Raw genomic sequence first — 24930 nt, forward strand, 5'->3', positions numbered from 1 at the left:
CCGCGTCCGACGGCACACCCCGGACGGGCACACCGGGCGAAAATCCGCTTGCGGCGTTTTGATGGGGTTACGCCCGACGCGAGGGAGGGAGCATGACCGGCGCACCCCAGGAGACCCGCCCGGCCGAGGGCCTCAAGGCCAACGCGATCGGGTTCGTCGACGCACTGGTGATCGGACTCAACGCGACCTCCCCCGCCTACTCGCTGGCGGCGGTCATCGGGCCGGTCGTGGCCCTGGTCGGCATCTACGCCCCCGGCGTGCTGTTCGCCTCCTTCGTGCCGATGCTGCTGATCGCCTCGGCGTTCTACTACCTCAACCGGGTCGACCAGGACTGCGGCACGACCTTCTCCTGGGTCACCCGGGCGATGGGACCCTGGACCGGCTGGCTCGGCGGATGGGCCATCGCCATGACCGGTGTCCTGGTGGTCGGATCCCTGGCCGACGTCGCGGTCACCTTCGCCCTGCTCGCCTTCGGCCTCGACAGCTGGGTCGAGAACGACTTCGTGCGCCAGTTGCTCACCGTGCTGCTCATCCTGCTGATGACGGCCGTGTGCGTCATCGGCACCGAGGTGTCGGCCCGCGTCCAGAACGCCCTCATCCTCGCCCAGGTGGCCTGCCTCCTCGCCTTCGCGGTGGTCGCCCTGTACCGCGTCTACGCCGGCACCGGCTCACTGGAGTCCACCCGGCCGGCCGTGCGGTGGCTCGACCCCTTCGGGGCGGGCGGTGCCTCCCTCACCGGCGCCCTGCTGCTGGGCGTGTTCATCTACTGGGGCTGGGAATCCGCGGTCAACCTCACCGAGGAGGTCAGGCACTCCGCCTCCGCCCCCGGCCGGGCCGCCGTGTGGTCGACCGTCATCCTGCTGCTCACCTACGTGTCGGTCGCCTATGCCGTGGTCGCCTACGCCGGCCCGGCCTTCCTCGCCGAGAACGCCGAGGAGGAGGAGTTCATCTTCGCCCTGCTCGCCGACGAGGCGATGGGCGGCTGGGACTGGGTGGTGCTGCTCGCGGTCTCCACCTCCGGCATCGCCTCGACGCAGACCACGATCATCCCCGCCTCCCGCACCGCGTTGTCCATGGCGCGGCGCCGCGCCCTGCCCGCCTCCTTCGCACACATCCACCCGCGCTTCCGCACCCCCGACGTCAGCACCTGGTGGGTCGCCGGCATCGCCATCGCGTGGTACCTCGTCGTCAACCAGATCAGCAGCAACGCCCTGTTCGACTCGCTCACCGCGCTGTCCCTGCTCATCGCGTTCTACTACGCGCTCACGGGCATCGCCTGCGCGGTCTACTACCGCCGCCACCTCACCGAGAGCCTGCGCAATTTCCTGTTCATCGGCCTGGGTCCGGTGGTCGGCGCGGGGCTGCTGACCTGGCTGCTGGTGGAGTCGGTCGCCGACATGTCCGACCCGACGAACTCCTACAGCGGCGTCTCCTGGTTCGGTCTCGGTCCTCCCCTGGTCATCGGCATCGGCATCTCGCTCGCGGGCGTCGTGCTGATGGTCGTGTGGCGTTTCCTGGCGCCCGCCTTCTGGTCGGAGCGCCGGGGGGTGGCCGACCCCGAACTCGTCCACGGCCGCAAGGAGCCCTGAGATGACGGTCGTCCTCGGATACGACGAGTCGCCCGGCGCGACGAGCGCCCTGCGGGTGGCCATCGACGTCTCGGCCGCGTTCGACGAACGGCTGGTCGTGGTCTACGGGGCGGCACCGCCCGGCGCGATGGGCGAGGAGTACAGCGCGCACATCGACGCCCTGCACGAGGCCGGGCGCGCGGCGCTCGACCACGCCGTGCGGGCTGCCGACGGGGCCGGTGTGCGGACCACCGTCGAGCTCATCGACCGCAAGCCCGCCGAGGCGCTGCTCGACTCCGCGGAACGGCACGCCGCCCGGGTCATCGTGGTCGGCAGCTGGGGCGAGAGCCCGCTGCGGGGGGCCCTGCTGGGCTCGACGCCGCACAAGCTGCTGCACCTGGCCCGGACCCCGGTGCTGTGCGTGCCCACCGCGCCGTGAGTCCCGGCGGCGGCTCCGCCGCGGTGGCGGGGGCGGGGCCGCGGGCGCGCCGCCGCGGTGGCAGGGGGCGAGGCCGCGGGCGCGGGCCTCGGAGGAGACCGTGGGGATGGGGCCGCGCGCCCGGGCCTCGGAGGAGGCCGTGGGGCGGGCCAACGGTGGCGGTGACCGGTCGGCCCGCATCTCCCCGTGGCCACGGCGACGGCAACGGCAACGGCAACGGCCCCGATCGAGGGTTGTCCGCCTCCCCCGGTCGACGGGTTCTCGCCGACGCCCGGCCCCGGAGCGGCCCGGGCGAGGACCGGACGGCCTCCCGGTCCCCGCCCGGCCCGTCGGGTCCGCCTATCCCAGGGTGTCCGCCAGGACGGCGGCCGCCTCCGCGATCAGCTGGTCGTTCCGCACCGCGTCCCGGTCGGGCATGCGGGACATCAGGGAGAGCACGAGCGGTGTTCCGTCGTCCGTCCAGGCGATGCCCACGTTGTTGTTGGTGCCGTAGGAACCTGCTCCGGTCTTGTCCGCGACCGTCCAGTCGTCGGGCAGGCCGGCCCGCAGCCGGGCGTGACTGGTCTCGTTGCGCAGCATCCAGTCCGTCAGCAGGTCGCGGTCGGGACGGTTCAGGGCGTCCCCGAGGACGAGGCGGGCGTAGGTGCGGCCGATGGCCCGCGGGCTGGTGGTGTCGGTGATCCGCCAGGGCTCCGCCGAGTTCAGTTCGGTCTCCCAACGGTCCAGGCGGGTCACCGCGTCGCCGGTCGAGCGGGCGAAGCGGGTGACCGCGGTGGGGCCGCCCAGCTCACGCAGGAGGAGGTTCGCGGCGGTGTTGTCACTGAAGCGGATCGTGACGTCGCACAGCTCGGCGACCGTCATGCCCGTGGCCAGGTTCTCGCGGGTGCGGTCCGACCCCTCGACGAGGTCGCCGGCGGTGTAGTGGATGCGGCGGGACAGGACCTCGCCGTGACGGTCCAGGTCGCGCAGGACGGCCGCGGCGGCGAGCGGCTTGAACACGGAGCAGAGGGGGAACAGCGTGTCGGCCCGGTGGCACACCGTCCTCCCGGAGCGGACGTCGTGGGCGTAGACGCCCAGCCGGGCCCCGTACCGCCGCTCCAGCGCGCGGAAGCGCCCGGTGGGGCCTTCGGAGGCGTGGGCGGGCGGGGCGAGCAGGGCGGCCGTGGCGGTGGCCGTTCCGGCGGTGAGTAAGGTGCGCCGGGTCAGGGGGGTCGTGTGGGGCCGGCCTCGGCGGAACATGGGGCACTCCTTCGTCGGGGGGCGGCTTGCCTTCAGCATGATCGACGCGGGGCGGGGGGCGCGCGGTTGCGCCCGGCGGGAGACGCCGCGCAGCGCGGCGCCGTCGTGCCGTCCCGCACGGGTGGGCGAGCGGGCCGGGCGGCCCGGGGTGCCGACCGGCCGGGACGCGCCTACCGTGAGCCGAGTGCCGCGCGAGAGGAGCCGTCCCATGCCGCCTGTGCACCACAGCCCGCTGCGCGGGCGTACCGCCGTCGTGACCGGTGCGGCGCGCGGACTGGGTGAGGCGCTGGCCCGGGACCTGTCCGCGCGGGGCGCGAGGATCGCCCTGCTCGGCCGGGAGGAGAGCACACTCGCCCGGGTGCGGGACACCCTGCCCGGCGACTCCCGGTGCTGGGAGGTGGACGTCACCGACGACCGGGGCATGGCACGGGTCGCCGCCGAGATCGGTGCGACGTTCGGACCGCCGTCCGTCGTGGTCGCCAACGCGGGTGTGGCCGAGGGCGGCCCCTTCGAGACGTCCGACCCCGCGGTCTGGCGCCGGGTCGTGGAGGTGAACCTGATCGGCAGCGCGGTCACCGCACGTGTGTTCCTGCCCGCCCTGTTCCAGACCCGGGGCTACTTCCTCCAGGTCGCCTCGCTCGCGTCCATCGGAGCGGCGCCGATGATGAGCGCCTACTGCGCGTCCAAGGCGGGCGTCGAGTCGTTCGCGCACGCGCTGCGGGCGGAGGTCGCCCACCGGCGGGTCGGGGTGGGCATCGCCTACATCAACTGGACGGACACCGACATGATCCGGGACGCCGACCAGTACGCCGTGCTGCGGCATCTGCGCGGCCACATGCCGCCGCCGGCCCGCACGGTGTTCCCCGTCGACCACGTGGCGGGCCGGCTGGTCCGGGCCGTCGAGCGGCGCCGCCCGACCGTCTACGTGCCCCGCTGGCTGCGCGCCACCCAGGCCGTGCGGGCCGCGATGCCGCCGGTGGTGACGCTGCTGTCCCGGCGTGAACTGCCGCGCCTGGCCGCCGAGGAGAGCTTCGAGGCGACGGGCCTGCTCGGCGCCGGCGGCCGGGCCGACCACGCGGGCCGGGCCGGGCACGCCGGCCAGGACGCGGGTGGCGACCGGTAGGGCGCCGCCCGGTTCCGTACTCCTCTCCTAGGCCGTCGCCGGGCGCGGGGCGACACACCGGCCGGGTGGCCCGGTGGCCGGGTGGCCCGGTGGCCGTCGCCGCCCGCGGTCCGTGAGCGGCTCGCCGGGCGGGCGTGCGGCGCGGCCCGCCCGGGGCGCGTACGCCGCCGCCTCAGGGCTTCATCTCGTACGCCCCCGACAGCCCCTCGACTCGCTGCCAGACGCGCTCGGAACGTGCCGCGTCGACCACCGGGCGCCGGACCGCGCCGAGCGCCCACTGCTGCTGCGCCTCGGTCGCGGAGTCCTTGCCGTGCAGTTCGACGGCGTCGGCGGAGAAGTCCCGTACGAGGACGGCGAACAGCTCGTCGAGCACGTCCTCGTCGAGGCTCGTGAGGGCCGCCTGCTCCAGGACCAGCTGCCCGTGGACGACGAGCGCGAAGAGCCGGCCGACGGCGAGGAGGAGGTCGAGGTCGCGGCTCTGCTCCTCGTCGGGAGCGGCCGTGCGGACGAACTCGCAGAGCGCGTCGGCCTGTTCACGCAAGCGCGCGACGTTGGGCAGGTGGGCGTAGGTGTCGTAGGCCGGGCGCCAGTCGTGGAAGCGGACCGAGCCGAGCCCGCGGGCCGGGCCCTGGCGGAAGAGGAAGTCGTCGTCGGCCGCGTCGAGGCGGGTGGGGACGGGCGCGTAGTCGACCGGGTCGAGCAGGTGGTGGCGCATGAACTTCAGGATCAGCGCCAGGTTGACGTGGACCGTGCCCTCCAGCTTCGGCAGGCCGCGGATCTCGACGGCCGCCTGGGCGAAGTAGTTGTCCTTCTCGAAGCCCTTGGCGGCGATGACGTCCCACATCAGGTCGATGACCTTCTCGCCCTCCGTGGTGACCTTCATCTTCGTCATCGGGTTGAAGAGCAGGTAGCGGCGGTCGTCGGGGCCCGCGGTGCGGAAGTAGTCGACGGCTCGGTCGCTGAACAGCTTCATGCCGACCAGGCGCACGTAGGCGTCGGTCAACTCGCGCCGTACGTGCGGGAAGGCGGTGACGGGACGGCCGTAGAGGATGCGGTTGTGGGCGTGGGTGACGGCCTCGTACATCGCGTGCTCGCAGATGCCGATGGACGCGGTGCACAGGTTGAACTTGCCCACGTTGACGGTGTTGAGGGCGGCGTCGAACGCGGCCCGGCCGGTGTGCAGGACGTCCTCGGGCGCCACCGGGTAGTCCTCCAGGCGGAACTCGCTGACGTACTTGGAGGAGTCGACGACGTTCTTGACCAGGTGGTACGCCGGGTGGCGGCTGTCGGCGGCGAAGAACACGTAACCGTCCGGGCCCTCGACGTCGGTGCGGCGGCCGAAGACGGAGACGAGGCCGGCGGCGTTGCCGTTGCCGATGTAGTACTTGGAGCCGGTGGCGCGGAAGCCGCCGGAGCCGTCGGGCTCCAGGAGCATGTCGGTGGAGTAGATGTCGGCGCCGTGGGCCTTCTCGGAGAGGCCGAAGGCGAACACCTCGCCCTGGTCGAGGAGTTCAGCGGCGCGGGCACGGGCGGCCGGGTTGTCGCTCTGCCAGACGGGGCCGAGGCCCAGGATGGTGACCTGCCAGGCGTACCAGTAGTCGAGGCCGTAGAAGCCGAGGATCTCGTTGAGGGCGGCGATGCGGGCGGTGTCCCACCGCTTGTCGCTCTCGCCGTCCCCGGCCGCCGAGGCGGGGGTGAGGAAGGTCGCGAAGAGGCCCTCCTTCGCGGCGAAGGCGAGGAAGTCGCCGAGCCAGGCGCGCGTGCGGTAGTCCTCGATCAGCCGGCGCTTGCCCCGCTCCTCGAACCAGTCGACGGTGGCGCGCAGCAGCCTGCGGGTCTCCGGGTCGAAGTGCGCGGGGTCGTACGTGCGCGGATTGAGGAGCAGCGGATCGGCCATGGGTGCCGCCTTTCGGCTGGTAGGGATGGGGTGGGAGGGGAAGAGGGCCGGTGTCCCGGCCCTGGGGCGGGACACGGGACGGGTGCCGGGGTGGTCCGCCCGGCCGGTCAGCGGCCGGTGTCGAACCGGGCCAGGGTGGCGAGGACGTCGTCGAGCCAGGCGATCATCATCCGCTCGTACGCGATGCCGCCCCGCAGCACGGCGTGCTGGAGTTCCCGCTCGGCGTCGAGCCGGCCGTCCGGCGGGGGTTCGCCGAAGTCGCGGGCCTCGCCGGCGAGGTAGTGGGCGAGGCGCTCCTCGTGCGCCTGCCGGTGCCCTTCGACCTGGCTGATCAGGGCGGCCGGATCGCCGAAGGCGGCGCCGCGGACCTTCACGGCCAGATCGTGGCGGACGCTCTCGGGCTCGGTCGGTTCGTCCAGCCACGCGGTGAGCGCCAGCCGTCCGGGGTCCGTGACGGAGTACTCCTTCTTGTCCGGACGCCCGTACTGCGCGATGTCGCGGACCTCGACCCAGCCGTCGCTCTCCATGCGCTTGAGGACGCGGTAGATCTGCTGGTGGGTGGAGGTCCAGAAGTACCCGATGGAACGGTCGAACCGCCGGGCCAGTTCATAGCCGGAGCCCGGCTTCTCCAGCAGGGAGACGAGGATCGCGTGCTCGAGCGCCATGCCTCCGATCCTGCTATGCACCTTGTTGCATAGCAACGTCCGGGCGGTGAGACACCGCTCACGCGCGGTGCGGGCGCCGCCCCTCGCGGCGCGGAGAGCACGCCGGAGAGGCAGGCGGGGCGACCGGGACGGCGGCCGGACGGGACGGCGGCCGGACGGGACGGCGGCCGGACGGGACGGCGGCCGGAGGGGACGGTGGCTCAGGCGGAACGGCGGCCGGACGGACCGCTCCAGGCGTGTCGTAGCCCCGTGATAGGGATGCCGGATGATCCAGTTCCGCGATTTCAACCTCAAGCTGCTCGTCCTCGAGGAGCTCATGTACGGCCCCGATCCGCTCCTTCCGGTGTACGACCTGTCCGAGCGGCTGGCCGGGCGGGGCATCGGTGACCCCACCTCCTACGTCCTGGAGCACGGTCTGCACGCGCAGGTGCTGCCGGAGTCCCGCGCCCACTTCGAGGCCCTGGACATCCCGGCCGAACTGCTCGCCCGCGTCGAGGAGCTGTGCTTCGACGCCGGGGCCGAGATCTTCCGGCACTGTGCTCCCGCCTGGGACGGCGAGGACGATCTGTTCGACGTCCGCTCGCTGGACGACCTCGTCCTGCTGCCCAACCTGCGGGAGGTCACCTTCGTGGAGGACGGTGTGCTGGCCGTGGCGGACGCGGCGGAGGTCTTCGCCGCGCGCGGGATCGAGACCGACCTCGACTGATTTCCCCGTCCCCGCCGGGCGCTCGCACCGGGCGCAGCACCCAAGCCCGCGAGAATTCCGCGCGGATCCCGCGAGGGGCCGTCGAACGGACCGCGCCAGGGCGCCCCGCGACGACGGCGGCCCCCTCCGGCAGGTCCGTGGTGGACGGTCGGACAGACAGCCAGAGCTGCCGAGTCCGCGGGCCGCCGGACCGGCGGGACGCGCCGGCAGGCGCCGGTCCGGCGGTCGGCGTCGGCCCGTCGGCCGTGCCCTGCGTCCGGACCCACCGAGCGCCGATCCGGCGGTCCCTGCATCCGGTGGGCCCCCTGCGGGCGAAGTGGGGGTGTGCAGGAGCGGCGTGGCGCTTCCGACGTCCCGTTCCGGGGGCGGGCGCCCGCGTGCGTGCCCTCCGCCCGGGTGCCCGACGGGAGGGGGTGCCGGCCCCGTCCGCGACGGGCGCGGTGCGGCTCCTGCGGCCATGCTCGGAACGACGGCCCGGGAACGTCCCGGAGGCGCACACAGGGAGGTCGGACCGTGGGCACGCAAGCGCAGCGGGACTCCGGGCGGCTGCTCTGCCTGGTCACCGGAGCGTCCGGGTACATCGGCGGTCGCCTGGTTCCGGAACTGCTGGAGGCCGGCCACGGGGTCCGCTGTCTGGCCCGGTCCCCGGACAAGCTGCGGGACCACCCGTGGGCGGGTGACGTGGAGACGGTGCGCGGGGACGTCACGGACGCCGCGTCCGTCGCCGCCGCGCTGCGGGGCGTGGACGTGGCGTACTACCTGGTGCACGCCCTCGGTTCGGGCTCCGGGTTCGAGGACACCGACCGCCGGGCGGCGCGGATCTTCGCCGAGCAGGCCCATGCGGCGGGGGTCCGGCGCATCGTCTACCTCGGCGGGCTCACTCCGATGGGGGTGCCCGAGGCATCTCTTTCGCCGCACCTGCGGTCACGGGCGGAGGTCGGTCGGATCTTCCTGGACTCGCCGGTGCCGGCCACCGTGCTGCGGGCCGCCGTCGTCATCGGCTCCGGGTCGGCCTCGTTCGAGATGCTGCGCTACCTGACCGAACGGCTGCCGGGCATGGTCACGCCCCGCTGGGTGGACACCCGCACGCAGCCGATCGCGGTGCGCGACGTGCTGCGCTACCTGGTCGGTTCGGCGACCATGCCGGCCGACGTCGACCGGGCGTTCGACATCGGCGGGCCGGACGTGCTCACCTACCGCGACATGATGCGCCGCTACGCCGCCGTCAGCGGGCTGCGACGAAGGCTGATCGTGCCGGTGCCGGTGCTCTCCCCGCGGCTGTCCAGCTACTGGGTGGGCCTGGTCACCCCGGTGCCGGCGGCCATCGCCCGTCCGCTGACCGAATCGCTGCGGCACGAGGTCGTCTGCCACGAGCACGACATCGCCCGTCACATGCCCGACGCCCCGGGCCGTCCGCTGCCGTTCGACGATGCGCTGCGGCTGGCGCTGCGCCGAGTCCGGGACGCCCAGGTCTCGACGCGCTGGTCGTCCGCCGCCGTCCCGGGAGCGCCCAGCGACCCACTGCCCACCGACCCGGCCTGGGCCGGGGGCAGCCTGTATGAGGACGAGCGGGAACGGCCGGTCGACGCGTCCCCGCAGGCCCTGTGGAAGGTGATCGAGGGCATCGGGGGCGACAACGGCTGGTACTCCTTCCCGCTGGCGTGGGCGGTCCGCGGCTGGCTGGACCGGTTCGTCGGCGGGGTGGGGCTCCGGCGCGGGCGGCGGGACGCCGAACGGCTGCGGGTGGGCGACTCGCTGGACTTCTGGCGGGTGGAGGAGATCGAACCGGGCCGTCTGCTGCGGCTGCGCGCGGAGATGCGGCTGCCGGGGGCGGCCTGGCTGGAGATGCGCGTGGTGACGGACGAGCAGGGCCGGACCCGGTACCGGCAGCGGGCGGTGTTCCACCCGCGCGGTCTGCCGGGGCACGCCTACTGGTGGTCCGTCTCGCCCTTCCACGCGATCGTCTTCGGCGGCATGGCCCGCAACATCACCCAGGCCGCCGCCAAAGGGCTGAGCGCACCGAAGGGCGGGCCGGCCGCGTCGCCGGGAGGCCGACCCCGCGGGGGTGCCCGTCCCCGCCGGGCCGAGCAGTAGGGCGGCGCCGCGTCACCCGGCCGGAACGCCTCACGCCCGCCCCGCCTCCGCGCGCCGGCGCGCCCGCGCCGACCGGGGCCCGCACCGCCGTCACGCAGTACCGCCGCACCAGGAGGGACGCCATGACCGTCGCCGTCGTCCTCTTCACCTCGGACCTGCGTCTGCACGACCATCCGCCGCTGCACGCCGCGCTGGCCGCGGCGGACGAGGTCGTGCCGCTGTTCGTCCGGGACCCCGGCGTCCACGCGGCGGGCTTCGACGTCCCCAACCGGGTGGCGTTCCTCGCCGACTGCCTGGCCGACCTGGACGCCTCGCTGCGCGAACGGGGCGGCCGGCTGGTGGTGCGGTCCGGTCCGGTGGCCGAGGAGGTGGCCGCCGTGGCGGCCGAGTGCGGAGCGGCCGAGGTGCACCTGGCGGCGGGCGTCACGGCCTACGCCCACCACCGGGAGGAGCGGCTGCGCCGCGCACTGGGCGAACGGGGCGTGGCGCTGCGGGTGCACGACGCCGTGGTCACCGCGGTGGCCCCGGGGGCGGTGGCGCCCGCCGGCTCCGACCACTACTCCGTGTTCACCCCGTACTTCCGGCGCTGGACGGACGAGCGGCTGCGGCCGGCGCACCGGGCGCCGCGTTCCGTGCCGGTGCCGTCCGCGGTGCGCGGTCAGCCGCTGCCGTCCCGGCCGTCCGGGATCTCCCCCGGTCTCGCGGCGGGCGGTGAGTCCGCGGGCCGGGAGCGGTTCTCCCGGTGGTCCGGCAGGGGGTTCGACGGGCCCGGCAGCTACGCCGAGGGGCAGGACGACCTGGCGGGCGACCTGACCTCGCGGCTCTCGCCGTACCTGCACTTCGGTGCCCTCTCGCCGGCCGAACTCGTCCAGCGGGCCCGCGCGCACGGCGGCCCGGCCGCGGACGCGTTCGTGCGGCAGCTGTGCTGGCGGGACTTCCACCACCAGGTGCTGGCCGCCCGTCCCGAGGCGTCCGTGCGGGACTACCGCACCCGCGGCGACCGCTGGCGCACCGAGGACGAGGCCGCCGAGGACATCGCCGCCTGGCGGGAGGGCCGCACCGGCTACCCGGTGGTGGACGCGGCGATGCGCCAACTGCGGCACGAGGGGTGGATGCACAACCGGGCCCGCCTGCTGACGGCGAGTTTCCTGACCAAGACCCTGTACGTGGACTGGCGCATCGGTGCCCGGCACTTCCTGGACTGGCTGGTGGACGGGGACGTCGTCAACAACCAGCTGAACTGGCAGTGGGTCGCCGGCACGGGCACCGACACCCGCCCGCACCGCGTCCTCAATCCGGTGCTGCAGGGCCGGCGGCACGACCCGGACGGTGTGTACGTGCGCCGCTGGGTGCCCGAACTGGCGGACGTGCCCGGCGGGAAGGTGCACGAGCCCTGGCGCCTGCCGGAGGCGGAACGGTCCCGGCTGCGCTACCCGGATCCGCTGATCGGCCTCGCCGACGGCCTGGCACGTTTCAGGAGGGCCCGTGGCCGCGACTGACGCACCGACGGCCGGCGGGCCTCCTCCGGCAGGTGACACACCCCCACGGGCGAACCGTCGCGGGGCCGATGGGGTGAGGGTCGCCCGTGCCGCCGCCCCCACCGGGCAGGCATCAGCGCATCCGGACCGGGGCACCCGGCGGAAGCACAGGTGTGCAGATGACTGAGAGCGAGAAGGGGTTGTGCATGCTTGGACTGCGGCCGACGACGGCCGGACCGGCAGAGACCGTGGACGACCCGCTCACCGCTCCGGACGCCGCCCGGGCGGTCGAACCGGTTCTGGAGCGTGTCCTCGACGTGCACCTGTCCCGGGCCCACGACGTGGACCCGGTGTACGCCCGTGACGTGGCGGGCCGGGTCGCCACGCTCGTGCGGCGCGGGGGCAAGCGGCTGCGGACCGCGTTCGCGTGGTGCGGCTGGCGTGCCGCCGGCGGCGCGGGGGACGGCACCGACGTGCTGCGGATCGGGGCGGCGCTGGAACTCCTCCAGGCGTGCGCCCTCATACACGACGACGTGATGGACGGATCGCCGCTGCGGCGGGGGGCGCCCGCCGTGCACGTGGACCTGGCGGCCATGCACCGGGCGCGGCGGATGTCCGGTTCGGCGGAGGAGTTCGCGACGTCGGCCGCGGTGCTCGCCGGGGACCTGGCGCTGGCGTGGGCGGACGACCTGCTGACGGAGACGGCCCTCGCGTCGCCGCACGGGACGCGGCTGCTGCGGGAGTGGCGTGCGATGCGCGGGGAGATGGTCGCCGGGCAGTACCGGGACCTGCACGCGCAGGCCACCGGGACCGTAGGCGTCGACGAGGCGCTGACCATCGCCACGCTCAAGAGCGCCCTCTACACCGTGGAGCGGCCGATGGCCCTGGGCGCGGCGCTGGCCGGGGCCGACGCGTACACCGTCGACGCGCTGCGGGCGGCGGGCCGGTGCGCCGGGCTGGCCTTCCAGTTGCGTGACGATCTGCTGGGGGCCTTCGGCGACCCGGCGCTGACCGGCAAGCCGGTCGGTGAGGACCTGTGGACGCGCAAGCCGACGTATCTGCTCGCCGTCGGCCTGGGGCTGGCCGACGCGGCCGGTGACGAGGAGGCCGTGAGCCTGCTCTCGCCGGGTGCCGCCGGCCGGCCCGGGGTCACCGTGGAGCGGATGCGGGCCGCGCTGGAACGCACCGGGGCGCGCTCGGTGGTGGAGTCGAGGATCGCCGGGCTGGCCCGGACCGCCCTGCGGTCGTTCGAGCGGTCCGGCGCGGATCTCGCCGTGCGGCGGGAGTTCGCCGTGCTGGTCGAGCGGGCGTCGGGCGTCTCCCCGAGCCGCGCGGAGGGAGTCCGATGAGAACGGTGAGCGGACCCACCGACCACGTCGTCGTGGTGGGCGCCGGACTGTCCGGACTCGCCTGCGCCCTGCACCTGTTGGGCGCGGGACGCCGGGTGACGCTCGTCGAGCGGGACGCCGGGCCGGGCGGCCGGTCCGGCCGGCTGCGGATGGGCGGGTACGAGGTGGACACCGGGCCGACGGTGCTGACGATGCCCGAGCTGGCCGACGAGGCGTTCGCGGCCGTCGGGGACAGTCTTGCGGACCGTGTGGAGCTGACGGCCCTGCACCCCGCGTACCGGGCCGCCTTCGCGGACGGCACCTCGCTCGACGTGCACACCGACGGCGAGGCGATGGAGGCGGAGGTCAGGAGGTTCGCCGGACCGGCGGAGGCAGCCGGCTACCGGCGGCTGCGGGAGTGGCTGCAGCGGCTGTACCGGGCGCAGATGCGCCGCTTCATCGACACGAACTTCGACTCGCCCCTGCAGCTGCTGCACCCGGACCTGGCACGGCTGGCGGCCCTGGGCGGCTTCGGCCGGCTGGACGCGCGCATCGGCCGGTTCCTGGCCGATCCGCGACTGCGCCGGGTGTTCTCCTTCCAGGCGCTGTACGCCGGGGTGGCGCCCGAGCGGGCGCTGGCGGCGTACGCGGTGATCGCGTACATGGACACGGTGGCCGGGGTCTGGTTCCCCCGAGGCGGGATGCACGCACTGCCCCGGGCGATGGCCGACGCCGCCGCCGACGCGGGCGCCGACCTCAGGTGGTCGACCGAGGTGGAGTCGCTGGAGCGGCGGGCGGGGCGGGTGCGGGCCGTGCGTCTGGCGTCGGGCGAGCGCATCGCCTGTGACGCGGTCGTCCTCACCTGTGAACTGTCCACCGCTCACCGCCTGTTGGGGCGTGCTCCGCGGCGGCCGGTCGCGCTGCGGCACTCGCCGTCCGCGGTGATCCTGCACGCGGGCACGGACCGCACCTGGCCCGGTCTGGCGCACCACACGCTGTCCTTCGGGGCCGCCTGGGAGCGCACCTTCGACGAACTGACCCGCACGGGCGAGCTGATGAGCGACCCGTCACTGCTGATCACCCGGCCGACGACGCACGACGCCTCGCTGGCACCCCCGGGCCGCCATCTGCACTACGTGCTGGCCCCGTGTCCCAACACGACGATCGGTCCGTCCGCGCCCGCCTGGCGGGACCTGGGGCCCCGCTACCGCGACAGTCTGGTCGCCGAGCTGGAACGCCGGGGGCTGGAGGGCTTCGCGGACAGTGTCGAGGAGGAGCAACTGGTGACCCCGCTGGACTGGACGGCTCAGGGCCACGCGGCGGGCAGCCCGTTCTCGGTGTCGCACACCTTCGCGCAGACGGGTCCGTTCCGGCCGCGCAACATGGTGCGCGGGCTGGACAACGTCGTGCTGGCCGGCTGCGGGACGACGCCCGGGGTGGGGGTGCCGACGGTGCTGATCAGCGGCAAGCTGGCCGCCGCCCGCGTCACCGGAGGACCGTCCGGCGCGGGCCGCCGGGTGCCGGGCGGCCGTACCGCCGCGGTCCCCGTCTCCTCCCCCGCCGCCGCGCCGGCCGCCCGTCCGTCCGCCCCGACCCCGGCAGGTGCCGATGACCCGTCGTGAACTGGACGCCGCCGGGATCACCGATCCCGTGCTGCGTGCCGACTACGCCCACTGCCGGCGGCTCAACGCCCGCCACGGCCGGACGTACTTCCTGGCCACCCGCCTGCTGCCGCTGGAGCGGCGTTCGGCCGTGCACGCCCTGTACGGTTTCGCCCGCTGGGCGGACGACATCGTGGACGACCTGGACCGTCGCCGCACGCCCGCGGAACGCGACCGGCTGCTGGAGGCCCTGGAGGCGGACCTGCTGCGGGGGCTGCGCAGCGGCGGCGGTGACGAGCCGGTGGTGCGGGCGGTCGCCGACACCGCCGACCGGTACGCCGTCGACCCCTCGCTCTTCGTCGACTTCATGGCCGCGATGCGCGCGGACCTGACGGTCACCGACTACCCCACCTACGCCGATCTGCGCGGCTACATGCACGGCTCGGCGGCGGTCATCGGGCTGCAGATGCTCCCGGTGCTGGGCACGGTCGGCCCGCGCGAGGAGGCGGAGCCGCACGCGGCGGACCTCGGGGTGGCGTTCCAGCTGACCAACTTCCTGCGGGACGTGGGCGAGGACCTGGACCGGGGCCGCGTCTACCTGCCGGCGGACCTGCTGGCCGCCCACGGCGTGGACCGGCCGCTGCTGGAGTGGAGCCGCCGCACGGGGCGCCGTGATCCGCGGATCCGGGCGGCGTTCGTGGCCGCGGAGGCGCTGACACGGCAGGTGTACCGCGCGGCGGAGCCGGGCATCGCCCTGCTCGATCCGCGTGTGCGGCCCTGCATCCGTACGGCGTTCACCCTGTACGGCGGAATCCTCGACGCGATCGCGGAGCAGGACTACGGCGTGCTGCACCGGCGGGCGGTGGTCTCGCGCAGGCGCCGGGCCGCCACGGCGGCGGGCGGCGCCGTCGCGGTGGTCGGCGCCCGGTGGCGCGCACGGAACCGGCGGCCGGTCCGTACCGTGCCCGGCACGGCACCCACGCCGGGTACGACACGCACGCCCGGCTCGGTGCGCACGCCGGGCGCGACGGCCTTCGAGGCGGAAGGAGCGGGACAGTGACGGGACGGGCGGACGGTACCCGCTGGACGTCGCCGCTGCGGCGGCGCAGCGGTCCTGACTGGGCCGGGCAGGAGCCGACGTGGCGCCGGGCGCGCCCGGCGCTGATCGCGGGAGCACTCAAGCGCGCCTCGGCGCGCCCGTCCGGGAACTGGTTCGTCGTCGGCGCGTCGCGGGAGATCCGGGCCGGGGCGAAGCCCTACGGCAGGACGGTGGGCGGTACCGAGGTCGTGCTGTGGCGCTCGCCGTCGGGTGAGCTGCGGGCCGGGCCCGGTGTCTGCCCGCACCTGGGGGCGCCGCTGCGCGACAGCCGGGTGGTGTGCGGCACGCTGGTGTGCCACTGGCACGGACTGGCCCTGGAGGGCGGCCCGTTCGCCGGCTGGGAACCGTATCCGGTACACGACGACGGCATCCTCGTGTGGGTCCGCCTGGACGCGGTCGGCGGTGAGGAGCCCACCGAGCGGCCCGTGGTGCCGGCCCGGCCCGTCGCGGGCGAGGGGGTGGACGCCGTGTTCACGGCGGTCGGGCGCTGCGAGCCCCAGGACGTGATCGCCAACCGGCTGGACCCGTGGCACGGCTCGTGGTTCCACCCGTACTCCTTCGTGGACCTGTCGGTGGTGTCGGAGCCGGACGGCGACGGTGACGACGCGTTCGTCGTCGACGTCTCCTTCCGGGTGGCGGGCCGTCTGGTGGTGCCGGTGCGGGCGGAGTTCACCACGCCCGAACCGCGCACCATCGTCATGCGCATCACCGAGGGCGAGGGCGCGACGTCCGTGGTCGAGACCCATGCGACGCCGCTGACCGGCGAGGGGCACGCCCGGCCGCGGACCGCGGTGGTCGAGGCGGTCGTCGCCGCCTCGGACCGGCGGGGCTTCCGGCTCGCCCGGGCCGCCGCCCCGGCGCTGCGCCCGCTGATGCGGCGCACGGCCGGACGTCTGTGGCGCGACGACCTGGCCTACGCGGAGCGACGCTGGGCGCTGCGCAGTACGGGACGTTTCCCCGGGTGAGGCCGGAGGGCGGGGCGCCGGCGGCACGCTCCGCCCCCAGCTCCGTCCTCCGCTCCTCCGCCGGCCGGTGCGCCGCCCGCCGCCGCTCGTCGGGCGTCCGCGCGGTGCGGCACGGGGGGCCGTCGTCCTACCGGCCCCGTCGGAGGTCCGTGCGGCACCGGGGCCGCTCGTCCCCTGCCGGCCGCATCGAACGACGGTACCGGGGCACCCGGCCGGCACCCCGCTGTCACGACGATGGGAGACCGCAGGTGACGCAGGCCCCACCCGACCAGGACCGCCGGCATCGCGCCGCCTCGCGCAGGTCCGTTCTGCTCCTCGTCCTGCTCCTCGCGGTCTGTTACGCGGTGGCTGCCCTGGGCGGCCTGGCGGCGTCGGACTCGGGGAGCACCTACCGCTCGCTCGACCGCCCCGCCTGGGCTCCGCCCTCCTGGCTGTTCGGCCCGGTGTGGACGGTGCTGTACGCCACCATCGCGTTCTCCGCCTGGCTCGTGCTGCGCCACCGTCCCCTGGCGGCGGCCCGGAAGGAGATCGTCCTCTGGAGCCTGCAGCTCGCGTTGAACCTGGCCTGGACACCGCTGTTCTTCGGCGCCGACCGGTACGGCCTGGCGTTCCTCGACATCTGCCTGCTGCTGGCCGCGCTCGCCGTCACCATGGTCCTGTTCCGGCGCCGCAGTCCGGCGGCCGCACTGCTGCTCGTGCCGTACGCGCTGTGGGTGCTGTACGCGGCCTCCCTCAACTTCGCCATCTGGCAGCTCAACAGCTGACCCGGCCGCTCGGCGGCGGGAGGCGCCCCCGCGGGCCCGGCGGAACGACGGACGCGTCCGGTCCGGGGCCCGGACCGGACGCGTTCCGGCCCGCGCCCTGCACCCATCTGCACCACCCGGGGGATTGATTGCCGCCGTGTCGGGCACCCTCGACCGACGATCGGGATAGGGCTTGTGGGGACGGCCGGTACGGCCGGGCGCGCGGCGGCGACCGGAACGAGGCGGAGGAGTTGGTGCGGTGCTGTTCCTGCTGGCTGCGCACGCGGCAGTGGCAGTGACCATCCCCTGGTGGCAGCGGCGCGTCGGCCGCGCGGTGTGGGTGGTGGCGGCGCTGGTGCCGCTGGCGGTCGTGGTCTGGGCGGGTACGCGCGCCCCGCACGTCCTGGACGGCGGCGAGTACCGCGAGAGCCTGACGTGGGCCCCCTCGCTGGGGCTGACGGTCGACCTGCGGCTGGACGCGCTGTCCCTGCTGATGCTGTGGATCGTCGCCGGCGTGGGAGCCCTGGTCCTGCTGTACTGCCGGTACTACGTCGAACGGGACACCGGCCGCCTGGCCGCCGTGCTGCTCGCCTTCGCCGGGGTGATGACCGGACTCGTCCTGGCCGACAACGTCTTCGTCCTGTACGTCTTCTGGGAACTGACGACGGTCGCCTCCTTCGTGCTCATCGCCGGCAGCGGGGACGACCGGGACGAGCGTCGCGCCGCCCGGCAGGCACTGCTGGTGACCACGGCGGGCGGTCTGGTGATGCTGCTCGGTCTGATCATGCTCGGCCGGGCGGCCGGGACGTACCGGATCTCCGCGATCCTCGCCGACCCGCCGCAGGGGGGCGCGGTCTCCGCGGCCGTGGTGCTCGTCCTGATCGGGGCGTTCGCCAAGTCCGCGCAGATGCCCCTGCACGGCTGGCTGCCCGCGGCCATGGTGGCGCCGACCCCGGTGAGCGCCTACCTGCACGCGGCCGCGATGGTCAAGGCCGGGGTCTACCTGATCGCCCGGCTGGCTCCCGCCCTGTCGGACGTCGCCCCCTGGCGGCCGATGGTGCTCGCGGTGGGCCTGACCACGATGGTGGCGGCCGCGTGGCGGGCGCTGCGCGCGACCGACCTGAAGCTGCTGCTGGCCTACGGCACGATCAGCGAGCTGGGCCTGCTCGTCGCCCTGCTGGGGGCGGGTACGCGGACGGCCGCGCTGGCCGGGGCGGTGATGCTGCTCGCGCACGCGGCGTTCAAGGCGGCCCTCTTCCTGTCCGTGGGGATCCTGGACCGGCGGGCGGGGACCCGGGACATCCGTGAACTGTCCGGCGCGGGGCGTCGCATGCCGGTGCTCTTCGCGGTCTCGGCGCTGGCCGCCGCGTCGATGGCCGGGCTCCCGCCGCTGGTCGGCTACCTCGGCAAGGAGGCCTACGTCGAGGCGTTCCTGCACGGCGGTTCGCAGCTCGCCGGGCACGGATGGCTGACGGCGGTGCTCGTGGCCGGGTCGGCGCTGACCGTGGCGTACGCCGCGCGGTTCGTGCAGGGGGCGTTCGGCGGCCGCCCCCGGGGCCCGGTGGCCGAGGCGGAGCGGCCCGAGGCCGGGTTCGTCGCGCCGGTGGCCGTGCTGGCCGGGGCGGGGCTGGTGCTGGGCGTGGGGTACACGGGCACCGCGGCGCTGACGGGTGCGTACGCCGACACCTACCCGCCGGGCCCGGACGGGCCGTACGAGCTGTCGCTGTGGCACGGCTTCACGCCCGTGCTGGGGCTGTCGGCGCTGACGCTGACGCTCGGCGTGCTGGTGCACCTGGGACGGCGTGCCCTGCCCGAGGCGCCGCGCCTGCCCGATGTGCAGCGCGCCTACGACCGCACGGTCGCGGCGGCCGACCGGCTCGCCGTGACCGTGACCCGGCACACCCAGGTGGGTTCGGTCCCGCTGTACCTGACGGTGCTGCTGGCGACCGTGCTGCTGGTGCCCGGCACGGCACTGGTGGCCGGCGCGCTCTCTCCGGGTTCGCCGCTGCTGTGGTGGTCCCCCGTGGAGCCGATTCTGGCCGTGGTGGTGCTGACGGCGGCGGCCGCGGTGGTGGGCTCGAGGCACCGGCTGACCGGTCTTCTGCTGACCGGTGCGGTCGGCTACGGCGTGGCCGGGGTGTTCCTGGTGCGGGGTGCGCCGGACCTGGCGCTGACCCAGTTCCTGGTGGAGACCATGACGTTGGTCGTGGTGGTCCTGGTGCTGCGCCGGATGCCGGCCCGGTTCAGTCCCGGCCGGACGGCGACCCGGGTGCGTCTGGTGCGGGCGGTGGCGGCCGGCGCGGTGGGGGTCCTCGTCACCTGGTTCACGCTGGTGGCGTCCGCCGCGCGCACGGCTCCGGCCGTCTCGTCGGGGTACACGGACCGCATGAAGGAGACGGGGGGCGACAACATCGTCAATACGATCATCGTCGACTTCCGGGCGCTCGACACACTCGGGGAGATCTCGGTCATCATGGTGGCGGCGGTCGGTGCGGTGAGCCTGATCCGGGTGGGCGGGCGCGGCCCCGGCAGGACGTCCGGCGGGCCGGGCGGCACGGCCCCGACGGCGCACTGGGACGAGCCGGCGCGGACCTGGCTGCCCGGCGCGGTCGAACGACCGGGCGGCGAGCGGACGTTGCTGCTGGAGGTGGCGGCCCGGCTGCTGTTCCCCTCCGTCCTGGTCCTGTCGCTGTTCCTGCTGTTCTCCGGTCACTACGGCCCCGGCGGCGGGTTCGCCGGCGGTCTGGTGGCGGGTCTGGCCTTCGTCCTGCGGTACCTGGCGGGCGGGCGCGCCGACCTCCGGGCCGCGGTCCGGGCGCCGGCGAGCGTGGTGGCCGGCTCGGGGCTGCTGCTCGCCGCCGTGGCGGGGGCGGTCCCGCTCCTCTTCGGCGGTGCCGTGCTGGAGAGCACGGTGGTGACGCTGCATCCGCCGCTCCTGGGCACGGTGAAGCTGGCGACCAGCGTGTTCTTCGACATCGGCGTCTATGTGCTGGTGATCGGTGTCGTCCTGAAACTGCTGTCGGCCGTCGGCGTCCACCTCGGCCAGGACATCGCCGAGGCGAACGCGGCCGACACCGCGGACGACAGCGCGACGGCACAGGGGGCACGATGAGTTCGGCCGACGTGACCCTGGCGCTCGTGGTCGGCGGTCTGTTCGCCGTCGGCTTCTACCTGATGCTGCAACGGTCGCTGATGCGGATCGTCCTCGGCTTCGTCCTGCTGGGCCACGGGACGAACCTGCTGCTCCTGGTGGCCGGGGGCACACCCGGCCGCCCCCCGGTGCTGGAGGACGGATCCCCCCTCCCGGGGCACATGGCCGACCCGCTGCCCCAGGCGATGGCGCTGACGTCGATCGTGATCACCTTCGGTCTGACGGCGTTCCTGATGGCCCTGGCCTACCGGTCGTGGCGCCTGACGGGGCACGACGAGGTGCGCGACGACGTGGAGGACCGGCGCATCGGCACCTTCGGCGACCGTGACGAGGACGACACGGGCCCCGCCCGGACCGTGGAGGAAACCGCCCCGGAGGGAGACCGATGACCGCGGTCCTGCTGGCCCTGCCCATCCTGCTGCCGACCCTCGGCGCGGGTGCCTCCCTGCTGGGCCTCCCCCGTGCGGTGGTGCGCACGGCCGGCGTCGTCCTCCTCGCGGCGGTGGCCGCCTGCGGTGCGGCACTGCTGGTGCTGGCCGACCGGGACGGGCCGCAGACCCTGCACGCCGGGGACTGGCCCGCACCGCTCGGGATCACCCTCGTGGCCGACCGGTTGTCCGCCCTGCTGCTGACCGTCTCGGCGCTGGTCGCCCTGGCCGTGCTGCTGTTCGCCATCGGCCAGGGCACGGCGGAGAAGCGGCGCGGTGCCGCCCTGGCCTTCCACCCGGCCTACCTGGTGCTCGTGACGGGCCTGAGCCTGGCGTTCCTCACCGGCGACCTGTTCAACCTGTTCGTGGCCTTCGAGGTGATGCTCGCCGCCTCCTACGTGCTGATCACCCTGGACGGCGACGAGAACCGCACCCGCGCGGGGATGACGTACACGATCGTCAGTCTGACGTCGTCGCTGCTGTTCCTGGCACTGATCGCGCTGGTGTACGCGTCGACCGGCACGGTCACCCTGGCGCAGCTCGGCCCGCGGATCGCGGAGCTGCCGGACGGCCTGCGCTCCGCGCTCGCCCTGCTGCTGCTGTCCGTGCTCGGCATCAAGGCGGCGATCGTGCCGCTGCACTTCTGGCTGCCCGACAGCTATCCCACCGCCCCCTCGCCGATCACCGCGGTCTTCGCCGCGCTGCTGACCAAGGTCGGCGTGTACGCGTTGCTGCGCACCCAGACGCTGCTCTTCCCGCGCACGGAGGTGTGGCTCCTGCTGGCGTGTGCCGCGATCATCACCATGATCCTGGGGATCCTCGGCGCCCTCGCCCAGGACGACCTGAACCGGCTGCTGTCCTTCACGCTCGTCAGCCACATCGGTTTCATGCTGTTCGGTCTGGCGCTGTTCGACACCGCGGGGCTGACCGGCACCATCCTCTACATCGTTCACCACATCGTGGTCCAGGCGGCGTTGTTCCTCGTCACCGACCTGATCGTGCTCCGCACGGACACGGCGGCGCTGCACCTTCTGAGGCGGTGGCCGCGTCCCGGCCCGGTCGTGGTGGCGCTGTTCCTCGTACCGGCCCTGAGCCTGTCGGGCATCCCGCCGTTCTCGGGTTTCGTCGCCAAGCTGGCACTGCTGCAGGCGGCCGTCGCCCGGGCCGGGCCGACCGCCTACCTCCTCGCCGGGACCGCCCTGGTCACCAGTCTGCTGACCCTCTACACGATGAGCCGCGTGTGGACGGCGGCCTTCATGGGACATCCGCCGGGCCGTGCGCCGACGGACGAGGCGCCCGCCACGGCCCCGGCGTCGGGCCTCCGGCGCGGAAAGGGGCTCATGCTCGCCGCCACGGCCGGCATGGCGGCGGCCGGAGTGGTGGTCGCCGTGTGCGCGGGCCCGCTCGCCCGGGTCAGCGAACGGGCCGCCGAAGACCTGCTGCGCCCGCACGCGTACCGGTCCGCCGTCATGGAAGGCACGGGCCGGTGAGCGCCCCCGCGGACCGTCACGGGCGCCGGGCCCGGCCCGGCCTGCGCCACCTGCCGATGATCATCTGGCTCTGGCTGCTGTGGTTGCTGCTGTGGGGCACCGCGAGCGCGGTGGTGGTGGCCGGCGGCCTCCTCGTGGCCGTCGGCGTGGTCCTGCTCTTCCCGCTGCCCGCGGTCCTGCCGGGGGCCGTGCCCGACCCGCTGCGCATCGCGCGGCTGATGGTCCACGTGCTCACCGATCTGGTGAAGTCCGGGTGCGTGGTCGCCTGGCAGGTCGTGCGTCACGGCCGACGGGCGTCGTTCGCGATCGTCGAGGTCCCGCTGCGCCTCGACAGCGACCTGCTGATCGCGGCCGTCGCCGAGTTCATCACCATGTCGCCCGGCTCCGTGGTCGTCGAGATCGACCGGCGCCGCAGGTGCCTCTACGTGCACGCGCTGCTGCCGCACGGCAGCGAGGACGACATCGCCCGCCGCCGGGCGGACATCCAGGCCCTGGAGCGCCGGGTGGCGCGGGCCGTCCGGTACCGGCACGACACCGGCGACGGGCCGTCCGCCCCGCCCGAGGAGGAACCCCGGGACGACGCCCGAGGAGGGACATCATGAGCCTGCTCCACGCCATCACCCTGACCGTGATCGCGGTGTCCGCCGTCATCACCCTGGTGCGTCTGGTGCGCGGTCCGCTGGCCCTCGACCGGATCCTGGCGCTCGACGTGCTGGTCACCCTGACCATCGCCGCGACGGCCGTGGGCTCCGTGGCGCGTGACGACACCACGATGGTCCCGCTGCTCGTCGTCCTCGCCCTGCTGGCCTTCATCGGTTCGGTGACGGTCGCCCACCTGATCGAGAAGCGGGAGGGCATGCGGTGACCGTTCTGCTCGACGCGGTGACGGTCGTGCTGTTCACGGCGGGCGCGGGCTTCTGCTGTCTCAGTGCCCTGGGGCTGCTGCGCTTCCCGAACGTGGTGACCCGGCTGCACACGGCTTCCAACTCCCAGACCCTGGGGCTGTTCCTCGTGCTCGTGGGGGCGGCCGCGCAGATGCCCCTGCGCCACGCCGCGGTGCTGCTGGTGGTCGCCGTGGTCCAGTTGTTCACCGCACCGATCGCAAGTCAGATCATCGCCCGCACCGCCCACCGCACCCATGCCATCGAGCGGGACCGGCTGCTCGCCGACGCGCTCGCGGACCGGCTCGCCCGGGACGGCACGCCCCTGGACGGCCCCGGCCGGCCGGAACGGGACACGGACGAGGAGCGCTGACCGGAGCCCGGGACGGCTTGGACCACACGCATGCCCCGGCCCGGACGGGGCCCGGAGCCGTGGAGGCCCCGGGCCGTACGGCCGTCGCGCGCCGGCGGCTCAGCCGCTGAGGGGGCGAGGCTCCCTCCCGAGGGCGGCGAGGGCGCGCAGGGCGGGGGAACGGCCCGCCCGGGGGACCGTCCACAGCACCTGCCCGCGGACGTCCCACGCTTCGAGCAGCGCGTTGGTGGCGAGGAATCCGGTGGTGGCGGCGCGTTCCATCAGGGCGACGGGAAGGTCGCAGCGGATGGCGTCGCCGGCCAGCGTCACCCGGGGGTGGGGGGTGCGCACGGGGGGCCGCCGGTGGTGGGAGCCGACGGGGAACAGGGGGCAGTCGGCGTGCCATTCGTGCCGTGCGTCGACCACGCGGGCCTCGCGCGTCTCCGGGTACACCTGGTGCAGCCGGTCCAGGAGCGTGCGTTCCGTCTTCTCGCGATCGGCTGCCGGGTCGACGGCGTAGGCGTGCAGTTCCACCACCGATCCGCCCTTCGCGGCGGCCCACCGCGCGGCCTCGCCCTCGTAGCGTTCCAGGACGCTGATGTTGTCGAGCCCGTCGTAGCCGCTGGTGCCGAGGAACCCGGCGCGGTCGGCGCGGACCGGGCGGTCCAGCCAGAGCCGGGAGACCAGGAACGGCGGCGCGGTGCGCAGGGCGGCCACGTCGTCCCGCCAGGCGGTGGTGCCCAGGCCGGGCGAGGCGGCGACGAGTGCGCGCAGGGCGCCGGGGTCCAGGGCGAGGACCACGGCGTCGTGGCGCTCGGCACCGGTGTCCGTGTCCAGGTCCACTCCCCCGTCGTCGCGGGGCCGGACGGCGTGGACGGCGCTCGCGGTGCGCACGTCGGCGCCCAGGCGGCCGAGGTAGTCGCCGAGCGGGTCCCACAGGGCGTGCGGGAAGGGCTCGTCGGGCACGTCGAAGAGCAGTCCCTCGGCGGATCCGAGGAAGTAGATGTGGAACATCAACAGCAGTTCCGCGGCGGACAGTTCGCGCGGGTCGGCGAAGAAGCTGCGGGAGAACACCTCGAACGCGAGATGGTGGGCGGCCTCGGGGAAGCGGACGCCTTCGAGGAACCGGGTGGCGCTGATGCCGTCGAAGCGCTCGTAGACGTCCGGCACGCGGACGTCGAGGAGCGGCAGGGCCGCGCGGGCGTCCAGCCCGGCCAGGTCGCGCCAGCCGAAGGTGGGGCTGAGCGCGACGAAGCCGAGCGCGCTGAACGGGGGCGTCCGCGGGACGCGGGCGAAGCTGTCGGTGAGGCCCCCGCTGTGCCGGAGGGGGTAGTCGGGCAGCGGTGTGAGCCGGGTGAGACCGGGGTCGGTCCGGCGCAGCAGGCCGCGCAGGTTGTAGTACTGGCGGAAGAAGGCGTGGAAGCCGCGGCTCATGGTCACCGGGGAGCCGTCGGCCAGGCGGGTCGGGTGTCCGGACAGGCGGCCCCCGAGGGCGTCTCCGGCCTCGTGGAGGGTGACGCGGGCGCCCCGCTCCGCGAGCAGGGTGGCCGCGGCGAGGCCGGCGATGCCGCCGCCGGCGACGGCGACCCGGGGGGCGTCCGTGCGGGTGAACCGGTCGCGGCCCGGGGCGGGCATGAGGACGTCGGCCTTGCGGTCGCGGCCTCTGCGGGGGACGGGGGGCGG

General features: G+C 74.6%; 21 protein-coding genes. 17 read left to right on the plus strand and 4 right to left on the minus strand.

Translation table 11 applies throughout. From position 1 onward, the window contains the following. Positions 1–92 precede the first annotated feature (92 nt). On the plus strand, positions 93–1589 hold the full coding sequence (locus tag AB0F01_RS25835) for an APC family permease (RefSeq protein ID WP_362100276.1): 1497 nt from the start codon (positions 93–95) through the stop codon (positions 1587–1589). A gap of 1 nt (position 1590) precedes the next feature. Beyond that, the gene (locus tag AB0F01_RS25840; protein WP_362100279.1) at positions 1591–2007 is read left to right on the plus strand and encodes a universal stress protein; all 417 of its coding nucleotides are present in this window, start codon (positions 1591–1593) and stop codon (positions 2005–2007) included. Between the two features lie 339 nt (positions 2008–2346). Here the strand turns inward: AB0F01_RS25840 and bla are convergent, their stop codons facing one another. Next, complete coding sequence (bla, locus tag AB0F01_RS25845) at positions 2347–3246, minus strand: class A beta-lactamase (protein ID WP_362100282.1); 900 nt, start codon at positions 3244–3246, stop codon at positions 2347–2349. Between the two features lie 208 nt (positions 3247–3454). Here bla and AB0F01_RS25850 point away from each other — a divergent pair, with 208 nt between their 5' ends. Beyond that, positions 3455–4369: an SDR family oxidoreductase gene (locus AB0F01_RS25850; RefSeq protein WP_362100285.1), complete on the plus strand. Its 915-nt coding sequence runs from the start codon at positions 3455–3457 to the stop codon at positions 4367–4369. A 172-nt stretch (positions 4370–4541) separates the two neighbouring features. Here the strand turns inward: AB0F01_RS25850 and AB0F01_RS25855 are convergent, their stop codons facing one another. Then, positions 4542–6266, minus strand: a complete 1725-nt coding sequence (locus AB0F01_RS25855) for an acyl-CoA dehydrogenase family protein (protein WP_362100288.1) — start codon at positions 6264–6266, stop codon at positions 4542–4544. A gap of 107 nt (positions 6267–6373) precedes the next feature. After that, entirely contained in the window at positions 6374–6931 is a 558-nt protein-coding gene (locus tag AB0F01_RS25860) for a helix-turn-helix transcriptional regulator (RefSeq protein WP_362100291.1), read from the minus strand. 265 nt (positions 6932–7196) lie between these two features. Between AB0F01_RS25860 and AB0F01_RS25865 the strand changes: the two genes are divergently transcribed. From AB0F01_RS25865 to AB0F01_RS25930, 14 genes are all read left to right on the plus strand, one after another. Further along, positions 7197–7637 carry a hypothetical protein gene (locus AB0F01_RS25865; RefSeq protein WP_362100294.1) on the plus strand — a complete coding sequence of 147 codons (441 nt, stop codon included), beginning with the start codon at positions 7197–7199 and terminating at the stop codon, positions 7635–7637. Between the two features lie 513 nt (positions 7638–8150). Then, on the plus strand, positions 8151–9731 hold the full coding sequence (locus AB0F01_RS25870; protein ID WP_362100297.1) for an SDR family oxidoreductase: 1581 nt from the start codon (positions 8151–8153) through the stop codon (positions 9729–9731). 122 nt (positions 9732–9853) lie between these two features. Further along, positions 9854–11230: a deoxyribodipyrimidine photo-lyase gene (locus AB0F01_RS25875; RefSeq protein WP_362100300.1), complete on the plus strand. Its 1377-nt coding sequence runs from the start codon at positions 9854–9856 to the stop codon at positions 11228–11230. Between the two features lie 185 nt (positions 11231–11415). Further along, positions 11416–12558, plus strand: a complete 1143-nt coding sequence (locus tag AB0F01_RS25880) for a polyprenyl synthetase family protein (protein ID WP_362100407.1) — start codon at positions 11416–11418, stop codon at positions 12556–12558. Beyond that, the gene (locus tag AB0F01_RS25885; RefSeq protein WP_362100302.1) at positions 12555–14159 is read left to right on the plus strand and encodes a phytoene desaturase; all 1605 of its coding nucleotides are present in this window, start codon (positions 12555–12557) and stop codon (positions 14157–14159) included. The genes AB0F01_RS25880 and AB0F01_RS25885 overlap by 4 nt, the downstream gene beginning before the upstream one ends. Then, positions 14146–15198: a phytoene/squalene synthase family protein gene (locus tag AB0F01_RS25890; RefSeq protein ID WP_362100304.1), complete on the plus strand. Its 1053-nt coding sequence runs from the start codon at positions 14146–14148 to the stop codon at positions 15196–15198. Before AB0F01_RS25885 ends, AB0F01_RS25890 begins: the two co-directional genes overlap by 14 nt. Further along, a complete protein-coding gene (locus AB0F01_RS25895) occupies positions 15195–16202 on the plus strand; it encodes a DUF5914 domain-containing protein (RefSeq protein ID WP_362100307.1) in 1008 nt (335 codons plus the stop codon). The genes AB0F01_RS25890 and AB0F01_RS25895 overlap by 4 nt, the downstream gene beginning before the upstream one ends. 248 nt (positions 16203–16450) lie before the next feature. Then, entirely contained in the window at positions 16451–16966 is a 516-nt protein-coding gene (locus AB0F01_RS25900; protein ID WP_362100310.1) for a TspO/MBR family protein, read from the plus strand. A gap of 238 nt (positions 16967–17204) precedes the next feature. Next, positions 17205–20057, plus strand: coding sequence for a Na+/H+ antiporter subunit A (locus AB0F01_RS25905; protein ID WP_362100312.1), 2853 nt, complete (start codon positions 17205–17207; stop codon positions 20055–20057). Continuing rightward, positions 20054–20485, plus strand: coding sequence for a Na(+)/H(+) antiporter subunit C (locus AB0F01_RS25910; RefSeq protein WP_362100314.1), 432 nt, complete (start codon positions 20054–20056; stop codon positions 20483–20485). Before AB0F01_RS25905 ends, AB0F01_RS25910 begins: the two co-directional genes overlap by 4 nt. Beyond that, entirely contained in the window at positions 20482–22014 is a 1533-nt protein-coding gene (locus tag AB0F01_RS25915; RefSeq protein ID WP_362100316.1) for a Na+/H+ antiporter subunit D, read from the plus strand. The genes AB0F01_RS25910 and AB0F01_RS25915 overlap by 4 nt, the downstream gene beginning before the upstream one ends. After that, entirely contained in the window at positions 22011–22616 is a 606-nt protein-coding gene (locus AB0F01_RS25920; RefSeq protein WP_362100319.1) for a Na+/H+ antiporter subunit E, read from the plus strand. Before AB0F01_RS25915 ends, AB0F01_RS25920 begins: the two co-directional genes overlap by 4 nt. Then, the gene (locus AB0F01_RS25925; RefSeq protein ID WP_362100322.1) at positions 22613–22879 is read left to right on the plus strand and encodes a monovalent cation/H+ antiporter complex subunit F; all 267 of its coding nucleotides are present in this window, start codon (positions 22613–22615) and stop codon (positions 22877–22879) included. Before AB0F01_RS25920 ends, AB0F01_RS25925 begins: the two co-directional genes overlap by 4 nt. Then, a complete protein-coding gene (locus tag AB0F01_RS25930; RefSeq protein WP_362100324.1) occupies positions 22876–23268 on the plus strand; it encodes a monovalent cation/H(+) antiporter subunit G in 393 nt (130 codons plus the stop codon). The genes AB0F01_RS25925 and AB0F01_RS25930 overlap by 4 nt, the downstream gene beginning before the upstream one ends. 99 nt (positions 23269–23367) lie before the next feature. Here the strand turns inward: AB0F01_RS25930 and AB0F01_RS25935 are convergent, their stop codons facing one another. Then, positions 23368–24882 carry an FAD-dependent oxidoreductase gene (locus tag AB0F01_RS25935; protein WP_362100409.1) on the minus strand — a complete coding sequence of 505 codons (1515 nt, stop codon included), beginning with the start codon at positions 24880–24882 and terminating at the stop codon, positions 23368–23370. Positions 24883–24930 lie beyond the last annotated feature (48 nt).

This window comes from Streptomyces sp. NPDC029526 (assembly GCF_040637405.1).
Classification (GTDB): domain Bacteria; phylum Actinomycetota; class Actinomycetes; order Streptomycetales; family Streptomycetaceae; genus Streptomyces.

Excerpts from the sequence above, each read along its gene's own strand:
- AB0F01_RS25875 (WP_362100300.1), top strand. The coding sequence starts at position 9,854 with ATGACCGTCGCCGTCGTCCTCTTCACCTCGGACCTGCGTCTGCACGAC.
- AB0F01_RS25885 (WP_362100302.1), top strand. The coding sequence starts at position 12,555 with ATGAGAACGGTGAGCGGACCCACCGACCACGTCGTCGTGGTGGGCGCC.
- AB0F01_RS25840 (WP_362100279.1), top strand. The coding sequence starts at position 1,591 with ATGACGGTCGTCCTCGGATACGACGAGTCGCCCGGCGCGACGAGCGCC.
- AB0F01_RS25850 (WP_362100285.1), top strand. The coding sequence starts at position 3,455 with ATGCCGCCTGTGCACCACAGCCCGCTGCGCGGGCGTACCGCCGTCGTG.
- AB0F01_RS25935 (WP_362100409.1), bottom strand. The coding sequence starts at position 24,882 with ATGCCCGCCCCGGGCCGCGACCGGTTCACCCGCACGGACGCCCCCCGG.
- AB0F01_RS25890 (WP_362100304.1), top strand. The coding sequence starts at position 14,146 with ATGACCCGTCGTGAACTGGACGCCGCCGGGATCACCGATCCCGTGCTG.
- AB0F01_RS25835 (WP_362100276.1), top strand. The coding sequence starts at position 93 with ATGACCGGCGCACCCCAGGAGACCCGCCCGGCCGAGGGCCTCAAGGCC.
- AB0F01_RS25855 (WP_362100288.1), bottom strand. The coding sequence starts at position 6,266 with ATGGCCGATCCGCTGCTCCTCAATCCGCGCACGTACGACCCCGCGCAC.
- AB0F01_RS25925 (WP_362100322.1), top strand. The coding sequence starts at position 22,613 with ATGAGCCTGCTCCACGCCATCACCCTGACCGTGATCGCGGTGTCCGCC.
- AB0F01_RS25860 (WP_362100291.1), bottom strand. The coding sequence starts at position 6,931 with ATGGCGCTCGAGCACGCGATCCTCGTCTCCCTGCTGGAGAAGCCGGGC.
- bla (WP_362100282.1), bottom strand. The coding sequence starts at position 3,246 with ATGTTCCGCCGAGGCCGGCCCCACACGACCCCCCTGACCCGGCGCACC.
- AB0F01_RS25880 (WP_362100407.1), top strand. The coding sequence starts at position 11,416 with ATGCTTGGACTGCGGCCGACGACGGCCGGACCGGCAGAGACCGTGGAC.
- AB0F01_RS25915 (WP_362100316.1), top strand. The coding sequence starts at position 20,482 with ATGACCGCGGTCCTGCTGGCCCTGCCCATCCTGCTGCCGACCCTCGGC.
- AB0F01_RS25910 (WP_362100314.1), top strand. The coding sequence starts at position 20,054 with ATGAGTTCGGCCGACGTGACCCTGGCGCTCGTGGTCGGCGGTCTGTTC.
- AB0F01_RS25865 (WP_362100294.1), top strand. The coding sequence starts at position 7,197 with ATGATCCAGTTCCGCGATTTCAACCTCAAGCTGCTCGTCCTCGAGGAG.